This is a genomic window from Brachyspira sp. SAP_772, from assembly GCF_009755885.1.
GTDB lineage: Bacteria > Spirochaetota > Brachyspiria > Brachyspirales > Brachyspiraceae > Brachyspira.
Window position 1 is genome coordinate 278,175 of sequence record NZ_VYIX01000001.1, and the last position, 12,507, is coordinate 290,681.

14 protein-coding genes and 1 tRNA gene are annotated in these 12,507 nt (G+C 26.9%); 6 read left to right on the forward strand and 9 right to left on the reverse strand.

The genetic code is table 11. The annotated features are described in order from the left end of the window. Nucleotides 1-10 precede the first annotated feature (10 nt). Nucleotides 11-1,210, reverse strand: a complete 1,200-nt coding sequence (locus GQX97_RS01180; RefSeq protein ID WP_157150139.1) for a MalY/PatB family protein — start codon at nt 1,208-1,210, stop codon at nt 11-13. 174 nt (nt 1,211-1,384) lie between these two features. Between GQX97_RS01180 and GQX97_RS01185 the strand changes: the two genes are divergently transcribed. Then, the gene (locus GQX97_RS01185; protein WP_157150140.1) at nt 1,385-2,053 is read left to right on the forward strand and encodes a transcriptional regulator; all 669 of its coding nucleotides are present in this window, start codon (nt 1,385-1,387) and stop codon (nt 2,051-2,053) included. A gap of 219 nt (nt 2,054-2,272) precedes the next feature. Here GQX97_RS01185 and GQX97_RS01190 read toward each other — a convergent pair whose 3' ends face one another. Continuing rightward, nucleotides 2,273-2,485, reverse strand: coding sequence for a hypothetical protein (locus GQX97_RS01190; RefSeq protein WP_232473234.1), 213 nt, complete (start codon nt 2,483-2,485; stop codon nt 2,273-2,275). A gap of 113 nt (nt 2,486-2,598) precedes the next feature. Next, a complete protein-coding gene (locus GQX97_RS01195) occupies nt 2,599-3,333 on the reverse strand; it encodes a HEAT repeat domain-containing protein (protein ID WP_157150141.1) in 735 nt (244 codons plus the stop codon). 184 nt (nt 3,334-3,517) lie between these two features. Here GQX97_RS01195 and GQX97_RS01200 point away from each other — a divergent pair, with 184 nt between their 5' ends. Further along, nucleotides 3,518-4,906, forward strand: coding sequence for an HPr family phosphocarrier protein (locus GQX97_RS01200; RefSeq protein ID WP_157150142.1), 1,389 nt, complete (start codon nt 3,518-3,520; stop codon nt 4,904-4,906). Between the two features lie 89 nt (nt 4,907-4,995). Beyond that, nucleotides 4,996-5,469 carry an ankyrin repeat domain-containing protein gene (locus GQX97_RS01205; RefSeq protein ID WP_157150143.1) on the forward strand — a complete coding sequence of 158 codons (474 nt, stop codon included), beginning with the start codon at nt 4,996-4,998 and terminating at the stop codon, nt 5,467-5,469. Here the strand turns inward: GQX97_RS01205 and GQX97_RS01210 are convergent, their stop codons facing one another. The 5 genes from GQX97_RS01210 to GQX97_RS01230 form a co-directional block, all read right to left on the reverse strand. Continuing rightward, complete coding sequence (locus GQX97_RS01210; RefSeq protein ID WP_157150144.1) at nt 5,470-5,706, reverse strand: hypothetical protein; 237 nt, start codon at nt 5,704-5,706, stop codon at nt 5,470-5,472. Between the two features lie 272 nt (nt 5,707-5,978). Continuing rightward, nucleotides 5,979-6,794 carry a MetQ/NlpA family ABC transporter substrate-binding protein gene (locus GQX97_RS01215; protein ID WP_157150145.1) on the reverse strand — a complete coding sequence of 272 codons (816 nt, stop codon included), beginning with the start codon at nt 6,792-6,794 and terminating at the stop codon, nt 5,979-5,981. Nucleotides 6,795-6,839: 45 nt separating this feature from the next. Beyond that, a complete protein-coding gene (locus tag GQX97_RS01220) occupies nt 6,840-7,643 on the reverse strand; it encodes a DUF169 domain-containing protein (protein ID WP_157150146.1) in 804 nt (267 codons plus the stop codon). 10 nt (nt 7,644-7,653) lie between these two features. Further along, complete coding sequence (locus GQX97_RS01225) at nt 7,654-8,310, reverse strand: methionine ABC transporter permease (RefSeq protein ID WP_157150147.1); 657 nt, start codon at nt 8,308-8,310, stop codon at nt 7,654-7,656. A 1-nt stretch (nt 8,311) separates the two neighbouring features. Continuing rightward, entirely contained in the window at nt 8,312-9,274 is a 963-nt protein-coding gene (locus GQX97_RS01230; RefSeq protein ID WP_157150148.1) for a methionine ABC transporter ATP-binding protein, read from the reverse strand. A gap of 432 nt (nt 9,275-9,706) precedes the next feature. On the opposite strand from GQX97_RS01230, the gene GQX97_RS01235 reads away from it, so the two are divergent. The 3 genes from GQX97_RS01235 to rlmB are packed head-to-tail and all read left to right on the forward strand — an operon-like array spanning nt 9,707 to nt 12,190. Next, nucleotides 9,707-10,459: an ankyrin repeat domain-containing protein gene (locus GQX97_RS01235; RefSeq protein ID WP_157150149.1), complete on the forward strand. Its 753-nt coding sequence runs from the start codon at nt 9,707-9,709 to the stop codon at nt 10,457-10,459. A gap of 25 nt (nt 10,460-10,484) precedes the next feature. Then, nucleotides 10,485-11,474 carry a UDP-glucose 4-epimerase GalE gene (gene galE, locus GQX97_RS01240; RefSeq protein WP_157150150.1) on the forward strand — a complete coding sequence of 330 codons (990 nt, stop codon included), beginning with the start codon at nt 10,485-10,487 and terminating at the stop codon, nt 11,472-11,474. Continuing rightward, nucleotides 11,474-12,190 carry a 23S rRNA (guanosine(2251)-2'-O)-methyltransferase RlmB gene (gene rlmB, locus GQX97_RS01245; RefSeq protein ID WP_157150151.1) on the forward strand — a complete coding sequence of 239 codons (717 nt, stop codon included), beginning with the start codon at nt 11,474-11,476 and terminating at the stop codon, nt 12,188-12,190. Before galE ends, rlmB begins: the two co-directional genes overlap by 1 nt. 1 nt (nt 12,191) lies before the next feature. On the opposite strand, the gene GQX97_RS01250 is transcribed toward rlmB, so the two are convergent. Then, nucleotides 12,192-12,265 (reverse strand) — tRNA-Ala (locus GQX97_RS01250). Between the last annotated feature and the right edge of the window lie 242 nt (nt 12,266-12,507).

Genomic DNA, 12,507 nt, shown 5'->3' on the forward strand with positions numbered 1-12,507 from the left:
TTTTTAAAAATTATTTATAATTTTTATTTTTTAATTGTGAAGTTACTTTATTTACAAACTCTTCTATATATTTAAAATCTGTTGCAATATTAACTCTTATAAAGCCTTTACAATTATCAGAGAACCATTCTCCAAAGTCTATAGCTATTTTACAATCATCTTGTATGAACTCTTTTACTCTATCTGGGCTAACAACTTTTCTCAAATCTATAAAAGGTAAATAAGTTCCTTCTAAAGGACTTGTTATTATTTCAGGAACTTTTGCTTTTAATTCATCTCTTATATATTCATAATTGCGTTTTAATGTTTTTAAAAGCCCATCAACCCAATCTGAGCCATATTTATACGCAGCTTCTGCAGCAACCATTCCCAATAAGCTTAATTCTGTTCTATTAATAGTGTTAACATATTTATTATATTTCTCTCTCATTTTTTCATCAGGTATAACTATATGAGAGTTTAGAAGACATGCCAAATTAAATGTTTTTGAAGGCGAAGTTAAAACAACTAATCTGTCTAAATATTTATCTTTATTTTTAATAGATAGAGCAGAAATGAATGGTCTTACACCCAAATTAATATCTTGGTGAATCTCATCAGAGATAATATATACATTATGTTTTTTACATATATCAAAAGCTTTGTCTATTTCTTCATCTGTCCAAACTCTTCCAGCAGGATTATGAGGATTACAGAATATCATTAATTTTACATTATTTTTTACTATATCACTTTCTAATTTTTCAAAGTCAATTGAGAATATTCCATTATCATTTTTTAATTCGCATTTTATTAAATTTCTTTCATTGTCTTTAACAGCATTATGAAATGGATAATAAACAGGAGTGAGTATTACAACACTGTCTCCCTTATTAGTAAAAGCATTAACTAACCAATATAATGCAGTTACTAAACCTGTTGAAAAGTTTATCCATTCTTCTTTTAAGTCTATATTGTATCTAGTTTTTTGCCAATTAAAAAATGCTTCAAAATAGCTATCCCATAAAACTGTGTATCCAAAAACACCATGAGATACTCTTTTATTTAAAGCTTCTATTACTTCATCAGGAGCTCTGAATTCCATATCAGCAACCCACATAGGTGTTAAGCCGCCTACTTTAAATCTTCTGTCTTTTTGTGTTTCCCATTTTTGAGAATTTGTACCTTCTCTGTTTACCAAATATTTACTGTTAAATTCTTCTATAGTCATAAAATAGTCCTTAATTAAATATATAATATAGTATATACAAATAGTTTATACTGTCAATAAAATTTGATAGTTTATATATTATTTTTATATTTTATCATAAAAATATATATAATGTTTGTTTTTTATAGCATTATAAGATATAATAAATTTAATAATAATTAATGGGGTAATTTTATGGATAATTATACTAAGTCTGGCCCTGTAGTATTAGATGATACAGATAGGGCTATAATACAATCATATAAAAATGTTGTAAAAGGAATAGCGAATATATTAGGAACGTATTGTGAAGTCTTAGTTCACTCATTAGATAATTATGAACAAGCTGTTTTATTTATAGAAAATGGGCATAATTCTTCAAGAGATGTAGGTGCACCGATAACCGATTTAGCTTTAGAGCTTATAAATTCGGTACATAAAGATAAAAAATTTTTAGAAGCTTATGAATCAAGATTTCCAAATGGAGACAGATGTAAATCCGTTACAATACCCATAAAAAATAAAGATAAATTAATTGGTTTATTATGCATTAATATAAATATGGAAGTAAGCATTATAGATTTTATGAAAGAATTTTCTATAAGTAAAAATGATGGTGAAGAACAAACTCATTCTGAAAATTACAGTTCAAATATTGACGATATGATAAAATCTATACTTAATAAAAATATTAATGATATAATACTGGATATGTCAATACCAAATCAGGAAAAAAATAAACAGATTATATTAAAACTTCATAAAATAGGATTTTTTCAATTAAAAGGTTCTGTGGAAGCATTAGCTGAAAAACTTCATATTTCAGTTCATACAGTTTATTCAAATATAAGAAAATATACATAAAATATATCAGACTTATTTTAAAACTTATTAATATTTACATTATGTAGTGTAGTCATGAGAAATAACTGCATATTGTAAAATAGAGCCGTTGCTTTTTTGCATATAATAATTACAGTATGTAATTAAATTCTAGTATATTAATTTATTATTTTGTATTTAGTTTTTTATTTGCATGTACTAGTTCTGCTCATTTGTGCATTTATTAGTGTAGCAGCAAATTTATGCAAATTGAATCCCATAAGTTTTGGTATAAAATATACAAAGTGAAACAAATATCATAGAAACAACACAGCAATAAAGTAAATTCAAAAATATATCAGTAATAGGCTGAAGCACAGAAGCCTTCTCTCCAAAAATAGCTCCAATAATAGAGCCTATCAACATTCCCAAAATTAAAATAAATGAAAACTTATAATTTTTTAAAATATTCATACAAACTCCTAACACATATTAAAGATTATAAAAGTCATAAAAATCTATAAACTAAAAAAGCCCATCTATTTATACAATAGAGGGCTTTTATATTATTATATAAATATATATTATTATTGCTGAGTAGTTTCAGTAGTTTGCTGAGTATTATTATTATTGTTTTCAGCAGCTGGTTTAATATTTTTAATAGCGTCTACAGCAGCTTGTCTAATAGCTAAGAAATATTGATCATCTTGAGAAAGGTCTATTAAATCACCTAAAGCCATAGGACTTCCTATTTTACCTAAAGCAACAGCTACTTCATAAACTATACCTTGAGTTCTTCCTAATCTTAATTGGAAAAGTAAAGCAGGAACAGCTTTTTCACTTCCTATATCACCTAAAGCTTGTACAGCAGCTATGATATTGAAAGTTTCTTGTTCAGCAAAAAGCATTTGAGATATATAATCTACACTAGTTTCAGATTTAGCAACTTTTGCAGCTTGTAATGCTTGATATCTTACATCAGAATCAGAATTAGCACCAGAAGTACCTAAACCATAGCCAACATATCTGTTAATTGTTCTTATAGCTAAATCACTAGTAGCACCTTTTTTGCTTAGAGCTTCAAAACATAATGCTTTAACTGATGGTGAACCTGTTTCTATAGCATTAATTAAAAGCGTTTCATCTTGATTAATTAAAGCATCTACAAAGTTTTGATCTAATTCTTCTCTAGGTTTTGTACCTGTTGCATTATTAGAATCTTGAGTAGTAGTAGTTGTTGTATCTGTTGTTGTTTCTTGTGCAAACATAGTTGTTACAGAAAAAACAAGAACTAATGTTGAAATAAGTATTTTTTTGAACATTAGAATTCCCCCTTAATATTTGTTAAAATAATATATTTTTTGAAAAATAATTGCAAGTAGTTTAATATGAGGATAAAAATATTTTTATAATAAAAGATTATTATATTGCAAAAAATTAGGTTTTTATTATACTTTATCTTATAAATAATATGTTAATTTATAAAAATTATAAAAAGGATTTAATGTGGTTGGTTTAATTTTTGTTTCAGATAGTAATGAGTTTGTAATGGCATTACAAAAATATGTTAATCAAGTTAGTAATATATCTGCTGCTTGTTGTGGAGGAATAGGGGAGCGTTTATTGGGTACTAATCATAATGATATTTATAAGGTTATAAATGATAATTATACTGATGATGGTATTATTATATTTTTTGATAGTAAAGGTGCTTTAGTTAATTGCGAGAGGGCTGTTGCTATGCTTGATAAAGAAAAGCAAAAAAATGTGAGAATATCATTTGCTCCTATTTTAGAAGGGGCAATGATTGCGGCTGTTGAAGCTTCTTTAAATAAAAAAATAGATGAGATAGAAGATAAATTAAATAATTATATAAAAAAATATTATATAGAAAATGTTAATTTGAAAGATTATATAAAAAAAGAATATACAGTAAAATTAAAAAATGGTTTTCATGCTAGACCTATATTTATGTTTATGAATATGGTATCAAAAAATAATTGTTCTGTATATATTACTAACAAAACTAAAAATAAAAATATTGTTTATGCTGATAGTATGAGTAAGATATCTTTATTAAATATACAAAACAATGATGTGGTAGAGGTATATGTAAAAGGGGATAATCATCAAGTTTTGACAGAGTTCTTTCAAGATTTATTTGATGGAAAGTTTGATTTTACTAATAATGAGGCAGAAAAAGTATATACAGTTAATTCTGATTTTGAAATTGTATGTGGTGGAAAGGTTAGTGGTTTGGCTAAGTATGTTGATTTAGATATAAAGATAGGTTATGAAGAACAAAGAGATATTGATATAAAAACTGAGAAAGAAAAATTTGTATATGCAATAGAAACTGTAAGAAAAGAAATATTAAAGCAAAAAAATAAGATAGAAGAAAAAAATATTTCCAATGATGCTATTCTTATATTTGATTCTCATTTATCTATGCTTCTTGACGAGGCTGTTATTAATGATGTTGATAACTTGCTTGATACTTCCAAACATACTGCTTTATATTTGTATACTAATATTATGAAAAATATATATGATTGTTTTAATGAGTTTGATGATTTTTATATGGTAGAGAGAAAATATGATATTCAAGATATTTTAAATCAAGTATTATCTGTAATGCTAGATAAAAAAATGGAATTACCAGATAAAGAAGATATAATTTTAATATCAGATAATATTTATGTATCGAATATTGCTAATTTTTCTAATAATATTAAAGGGGTTGTATCTTTGAACGGCAGCTCTATTTCTCATTCTGGTATACTGTTAAAGGCTTTAAATATACCTTATATAGTTTATAAAGATGCTAAAAAATTTGACGGAAAAAATATTATAATAGATACTAATAATAAAGATATAATTTATTTGAATAATTAATAATATTATTATATACTTTTACAAAATTAAAATATTTTATGTTTTTATAGTAGTTCTTAAGTTGATTTGAAATCATAGGATTTTGTATTATGGAAAATAGTACTATAATTATTATTATAATAGTTTCTCTTGTCATACTTACACCTATATTAAAACGAGCTTTAAAAAATATTAGGTTAGATTCTAATAATGACAATATACATATAGCTTGTTTGTATGGAGATTTAAAAAAGATTAAATATTTACTTAGGTCTGGTATAAATATTAATGCTAAAGATTTTAGTAATAAAACTCCTCTTATGTATGCTGCTGAAGACGGGGCCATTGAAACAGTTAACTTTCTTTTAGATAATGGTGCTAATTTAGATGATGTTGATGTTAGAAATGAATCTGCTTTGATAATAGCTTTAAAAAATTATAATATAAATGTGGCAAAAATATTAATAGAAAGCGGTGCTAATTTAGACATTAAAAATGAAGAAAATAAAGATGCCCTACAATTAGCTAATGAAATTAATTCTAAAGAGATTATAGAACTTATTAGAAACAAGTTAAATAATTAATTATTTTTTATTGCTTCTTGCTATATTTGTTGAACCGCATATAGGGCAGTTTGATACAGAATCATCTATTATATCATCTATATTAGTTAAATCATCATCTTCTATTATATTAATTTCTTTATCATCTACAGCCCAGAAATTAGAACAATCTTTGCAATAGAAATGTATTAAATATTCTCTGTATGTTGGATAATTACCTTCTATTTTTCTATATCCGTCTATTATATTATGTCCCATAAATAAAATCTCCTAAAAAATCTTAAGCAAAGTCTAATATTTTTTATTAAAAAAGTCAATTATATATTAGTTATAACAGTTTATTATTAAAATAGTAAATATTTTTATTTCTTTTGTATTGAGAATTAAATTTAATATAAATATAATAAAAAATTAAGAAAATATAATAATTTAACAACTTATTTTATAAATTACTTTTGCAGCAAGCATATTAATAATTTTTTTAACTAATAATAGGAGCTTTAATCATAAAACTCCTATTATAGTATTTATTAATATATTATATAAGCACCTTGAAATATTTCATTAAATTTATTTTTATATTCTTCTGTTTGAGTAACTTTTACTATGTCTTTAGCCCATTGAGAATTTTCATTTCCTGAATTTACAACTAATCCTGTTGGGAAATTATTATATTCTCCATCTTCTACTATATATGAATGAGCATCAAATCCTGCATTTTTCATAACACTTGAAAATGTGATTGTGGCATCAGCGTCAGCATAAGAACCAGCTGTTGATGTAGTTTCTACTTCTAAAAATTTTATATTTTTTGGATTTTCTTTTATATCAATCATTGTGTAGAATTCTCCAGTTTTTTCTCCTAGTTTTAAAAGACCTAGTTTTTCAAGAAATCTAAGTCCTCTATCCATATTACTAGGATCATTAGATATAGTAATTACAGCATTATCAGGTATATCTTCCACTGTTTTATGTTTTGATGAATAAAGTGCATTTAAAGATGCATATTTAAATCCATCAACCAACACTAAATGTGAGTTATTAGCTTTATTAAAAGTATCTATCCATGGTTTATGATTTAATATTAGTCCATCAATCTCATTAGCACTCAAAGCTAAAGCAGGTAAATTATTTCCGTCAAATATTTTTACTTCCATTTTATAGCCTTCATTTTCCATTAATCTTTTAATTTCTTCTACTGCCTCAGCATTCAAAGCCATACATCCTATTACTATGGTATCATCTTTACCTTTTTCAGTGTTTGATGAAGATGATGTTTTGTTAGAGCAAGATGCAATTAATATAATAAGCATCATTGATAGAATTGATAATATTTTTCTTTTCATTTTTTAATTTCTCCTTTTTGTTTTTTATTATTTATTATTCATTATTTATTTTTCAACAATTCCTCCTATGTAGCAATTATCATCATAATTTTGATTCATTTTTATATCTAACAAATTAGATAGATTATTTTTTTCAAGTTTTTCTTTAATGATTTTTTTATGCTTATTTCTTTCAAGCGGGTTAATAGTGTTTATTAATCCATCCACCACATTTAAAAATATTCTATAAGGCATTCCTACAGCCATTTCATCATCTTTCCATCCAGCCATCATTCTTGTACCAGAGCACATCATAGACATATTAAAACATCCATTTTCATAAGGATAAGAAGTGCATTCTTCGCATATAGCCTGCATTCCTGATAGTTTTATATCATTAGCATGCCCATAATGATATGAATATGCATGTGCTAAACGCATTGCCTGATACGGCTTGCATACAAATATAACAACATCAGGTTCCTCTTTATAATCTTTTAGAGGCATAATTGAAACACCAAAAATTTTATGTTCGCAATATACCATATTTTTTGAGATTTTTCTGCTTACTCCTAAATCTCTATATGTTCCTGTTTTTAATCTTCTAATACCTGATGCACTTTCAGGCAGTACTCTTTGAAATCCTAGGGCAACTGCTCCGCCTGAACAAGCGTTATGACCTTTATGTATTTTTAATTTTCTGCCTTCACTCGCACGGCTTACAAACCTGCAGTAAGATGTTTTATTTTTGCTTTCCTCTGCATCTAGTTTATCATATTCTTCTTCTGTAAATATAAATTTTATTCCTATTGGATATCTCTCTAATTCTAATACACTGTTAAGTACTTTATCAATTTTTTCTAAATCCATAATATTATCCTTAAATTAATTTTTTATATATAAAATCACCAATATACTGTGTAATATTTACAAACAAAAACATAATAAATACAGAAAAATATAGTATGGTATTATTGAAACTTTGGTATCCGTAGGTTAAGGCAACAGCACCAAGACCACCTCCTCCAACTGCTCCAGCTATTGTAGTTGCTGCTATATAATTTACTGATGCCATAGTGATAACAGATATTATAGAAGGGATTGACTCTCTAATAATTACACCAAACATTATCTGCATATTAGTAGCTCCAAATGATTTGGCTGCTTCTATTAATTGCTTATCAACTTTAATAAAACTGCTTTCGAGTAATCTAGATATAAATGCAGTTGCTGTAATTGATAATGGAAGTATTACTGCTTTTTCTCCTATAGTTGTGCCTATTACAAGACGAGTAAATGGAGATATTGCAACTATTAATATTAGTATTGGGAATGATCTTATTGTATTAACGATGAAACTTAATATATTATAAAATCTTTTTTTATAATTAAGTCCGTTTGGTCCGTACATTGTTAATAATACTGCTATTATAAATCCTAATATAAAGCCTATTAATATAGTAAAAAATACTATTCTAATTGTTACTATAGTAGAAGGCAGTATCAATTTTATAAAATAATTTATATATTTTTCCAATTTATTCTCCTAATATTTTATAATTTTCTATATTCATTGATTTTAGATATTCCTCTACTTTTTTTACATCATTGTCATTAATAATATTTATTAATACTTTTCCAATTATGCAATTCTTATAATCTTCCATAACAAAATCTATTATATTTACATTAAATTTTCTTATTAATTTTTCTATAATGTTATTTGAGTCATCTTTTTTATACATTATTTCAATATTTTTCCCAGAATTAGGGAGTAAAATTTTATTATCTCCTAATATATTAACAAGAGATTGAGGCTGATTAATGAATATTTCTTCAACTACACCACTGTCTTTAATAAGTCCGTCTTCTATTATTGCCATATTATCGCATATAGATTTTACAACATTCATTTGATGCGTAACTAGTACTATTGTTATACCCATAGATTTATTTATATCATTTAAAAGTTCCATAATAGATTCAGAGTTTTTAGGGTCTAAAGCAGAGGTAGCTTCATCGGATAATAATATTTTTGGATTCATTGATAATGCTCTTGCAATAGCAACTCTTTGTTTTTGTCCGCCTGATAAATCTCTTGCAAGATTATTTATTTTATCATACATCCCAACAATATCTATTAAATATCTTACACGTTCATCTATCTCTTTTTTGTTCCAGTGCCAGCATTGCATAGGAAATGCTATATTATCATATACACTTGCTCTTGTAATTAATGAAAAATGCTGAAAAATCATTCCAACATCTTTTCTAAACATTCTTAATTCTTTATCATTTAGACTTTTTATATTAATTCCATTAACTTCTAAATATCCTGAATCATATTTCTCTAAACCGTTTATACATCTTAATAAAGTAGATTTGCCAGCACCGCTTCTGCCTATTATGCCGAAAATTTTACCTCTTTCTATATGTAAGTCTATACCTTTTAATATTTCTATATTATTATATTGTTTTTTTAATGCTGTTATTTTTATCATAATACTAGTTTTTATTTATTGAATAATTACAAGATTTTTATTAATTGGATTGAATAAACACACGGTTTAAGAAATTAATTATTTTGAGGGAAATAATAGTCTTTAAAAAACAAAAGAGTATTTGAAATCATTTCGCTATTATAGCATAATAAAAATAAAAAATCAATTTATATATTGTGATTGCTATATGAAATATAATTTTAAATTCTTAAAGAATAGTTTTTAAGTTTTTTATTTGTGTAGATTTTAGTGCATGCATTCAGTTGTTTTATTTATAATATTATATTTAAATGATAAAACTTTTTTATGAAGTATTAAAAGTGTTATAAAATAAAAAAGTTAATAATATATATAAAAATATAGAAATTGACAAAATATAGTTGTTTAGGTATAATTATTTATTAGTTATATAGAATGGCGGTTTTTTAATTTATGAAAAAAGTATTGTTTATTATTTTTATAATATTATCTATAGTATTATTTTCTTGTAAGAAAGAATCTGAAGTTTCAGTTAATAATAATAAAGTTTATGTTAGCGACCCTAATAATATATATCATAAAGAATATACTAATGTTGTTAAGGTTAATGGTAAGTTTGTTGATACTAAGAGTGCCTATGCGTTTGCCTACAAAGATAGAGAAGAGGGTGAATATAGCGAAGAGTATGATATATTTGATGCTATAAGAAATCATAGTTTAAAAAGGGTTGCAGAATTAGTAGAGATGGATAGTCAATTAATTGATGATACTATAAGCACAGATGAAAGCGAGTATAGTGAGTTTATGGATGATAGTTATAGTATTGATGGGGCTACTCCTTTGATATTTGCTATATTTTATAGAGATTTGGGTATAATGCAATATTTACTAGACAATGATGCGGATCCTTATATTAAAGATGAAGATGGGTGGAATGCTTTTTTATGGGCTTGCGGTACTGGAAGTGTTGATGAAATAAAAATGTTAGTTCAAGCTCATCCTGATTTAATTGATTCTAGAAATATTTATGATGCTAATGGGCTTCATATTGCTTCTTTAAATGACAATATAGAAGTTATTGAATATTTGGTTAATGATTTAGGTTTTGATATTAACAGCACCGATGAAGATGGGGATGGTGTTTTGTATTATGCTAATGATGCTGAGACTACTGAGCTTTTAGAGAGTTTAGGTGCTGAAAATTAATTTTTTATAAAAGGAGTTTTTTATTATGGCTGTATTAGTTTGCGGAGGAGCTGGTTATATTGGCTCACATGTGGTGCGTGAACTTTTAAAACAGAATATAGAAACTGTTGTAATAGATTCACTTGAGTATGGTCATAAAGAGGCTATTAAAGATTGTAAGAACTTTTATCAGGGAAACATTGGAGATAGTGCTTTACTTGACGAGATATTTGCTAAACATAATATTGATTCTGTTATGCATTTATGTGCTTATATAGAAGTTGGTGAGAGTGTACAAAATCCTGCTAAATATTATTATAACAATGTATCTAACTCTATAAATCTTCTTAATGCTATGCTTAGAGCTAAAGTAAAGAATTTTATATTTTCTTCTACTGCTGCGGTTTATGGAGAGCCTGAATCTATTCCTCTAAAAGAAGATTGCAGAAAAGAGCCTACTAATCCTTATGGCGACAGTAAGCTTGCATTAGAGAAAATACTTTCTTGGTATACAAAAGCTTATGATTTTAATTATGTAGCTTTAAGATATTTTAATGCTTCTGGTGCTCATCCTGACGGAGATATTGGAGAAGACCATAATCCAGAATCACATTTAATACCTTTAATACTTCAAGTTCCGCTTGGCAAAAGAGAGAATATAAAAATATTTGGAGATGATTATCCTACACCAGACGGCACTTGTTTGAGAGATTATATACATGTATGCGATTTGGCTTTGGCACATATTGCTGCTATGAATTATCTTAAAAATGGCGGTAAGAGTGTTGCTTGTAATTTGGGTAATGGAAACGGATTTAGTGTAAAAGAGGTTATAGATGTGGCTAGAAAAGTAACAGGGCATGCTATACCTGCAGAAGTTTGTCCTAGAAGGGCAGGGGATTCTTCTGAACTTATTGCAAGCAGTGATAGGGCTAAAGAGGTGTTGGGTTGGACTCCTACTATAGACTCATTAGAGAAAATAGTTGAAACTGCTTGGAATTGGCATAAAAATCACCCTAATGGTTATAAGAAATAATGTTTATTAGCTCGAAGAATGCTATAGTTGAAGCTCTATCTAAAGACTTGGTTGATGTTATTTATATTAAATTTCCTATATCTAAAAGAGAAAAAGAAATAATTAAGCTTGCTGAGAGAAAAAAAGTTTTAATTAAAAATGTTGACAAAAGAGAGATGGAAAGCATTGTAGGTAAAGTTTATTCTATTGCTGCGAGTGTGAAAGAAAATGCTGAAATAGGTATTGATGTTTTTTTGGATAGGGCTTTAGAGAAAACTAATACGCCGCTCATATTTATACTTGATTCTATAACAGATGTTCATAATTTGGGTGCTATTATAAGGAATGCATATTTTTTTGGTTTGGGTGGAATCATTATACCTAAAGACAATGCTGCTCCTATAAATGAAAAGGTTTATGAGATATCTGCTGGTGCTGCCTATCATTTGCCTATATCAATAGAGACCAATCTTAATAGAGCTGTTGAGATAATGAAAGATAAAGGTTTTTGGGTATATCATGCGAGCGAGAAGGGCGGTACATCATTAGAAAATTTTAAATTTGACACACCTACAGCTATTATACTTGGAAATGAGCATAGCGGAGTGAGAGAGAGTTTGAAGAAAAATTCTGACGGCAGCATTATGATAAAAGCCTGTAGCGATTTTGATTCACTTAATGTATCAGCAGCATCTGCTATAATATCTTACGCTTATTCTGTGTATAAAAAAGGTTAATTGGAGATAATGGGGCTCGAACCCACGACCCTCACAATGCCATTGTGATGCTCTCCCAAGCTGAGCTATATCCCCATAATTGTGGAGAATGATAAATTATTTTTAGCCAAAAGTCAATTATAAAATAAGTAAAAGAACTACATTTTTAGACAAAATATAAGTATTATATTTATATATATTTTTTAGGATGTAAAATAAAACATTTGCACTTTTTGGTTCTTTTTGCTGCGGGAAAAAGAACAATAAAATTTTTATGTTTTTTATTAGTTGTGGTGGCTTTGCCCCCACGCCCCCAGTTCTTTTATTGGTATAAAAGA

Excerpts from the sequence above, each read along its gene's own strand:
- GQX97_RS01180 (WP_157150139.1), bottom strand. The coding sequence starts at position 1,210 with ATGACTATAGAAGAATTTAACAGTAAATATTTGGTAAACAGAGAAGGT.
- GQX97_RS01185 (WP_157150140.1), top strand. The coding sequence starts at position 1,385 with ATGGATAATTATACTAAGTCTGGCCCTGTAGTATTAGATGATACAGAT.
- GQX97_RS01190 (WP_232473234.1), bottom strand. The coding sequence starts at position 2,485 with ATGAATATTTTAAAAAATTATAAGTTTTCATTTATTTTAATTTTGGGA.
- GQX97_RS01195 (WP_157150141.1), bottom strand. The coding sequence starts at position 3,333 with ATGTTCAAAAAAATACTTATTTCAACATTAGTTCTTGTTTTTTCTGTA.
- GQX97_RS01205 (WP_157150143.1), top strand. The coding sequence starts at position 4,996 with ATGGAAAATAGTACTATAATTATTATTATAATAGTTTCTCTTGTCATA.
- GQX97_RS01210 (WP_157150144.1), bottom strand. The coding sequence starts at position 5,706 with ATGGGACATAATATAATAGACGGATATAGAAAAATAGAAGGTAATTAT.
- GQX97_RS01215 (WP_157150145.1), bottom strand. The coding sequence starts at position 6,794 with ATGAAAAGAAAAATATTATCAATTCTATCAATGATGCTTATTATATTA.
- GQX97_RS01220 (WP_157150146.1), bottom strand. The coding sequence starts at position 7,643 with ATGGATTTAGAAAAAATTGATAAAGTACTTAACAGTGTATTAGAATTA.
- GQX97_RS01230 (WP_157150148.1), bottom strand. The coding sequence starts at position 9,274 with ATGATAAAAATAACAGCATTAAAAAAACAATATAATAATATAGAAATA.
- GQX97_RS01235 (WP_157150149.1), top strand. The coding sequence starts at position 9,707 with ATGAAAAAAGTATTGTTTATTATTTTTATAATATTATCTATAGTATTA.
- galE (WP_157150150.1), top strand. The coding sequence starts at position 10,485 with ATGGCTGTATTAGTTTGCGGAGGAGCTGGTTATATTGGCTCACATGTG.
- rlmB (WP_157150151.1), top strand. The coding sequence starts at position 11,474 with ATGTTTATTAGCTCGAAGAATGCTATAGTTGAAGCTCTATCTAAAGAC.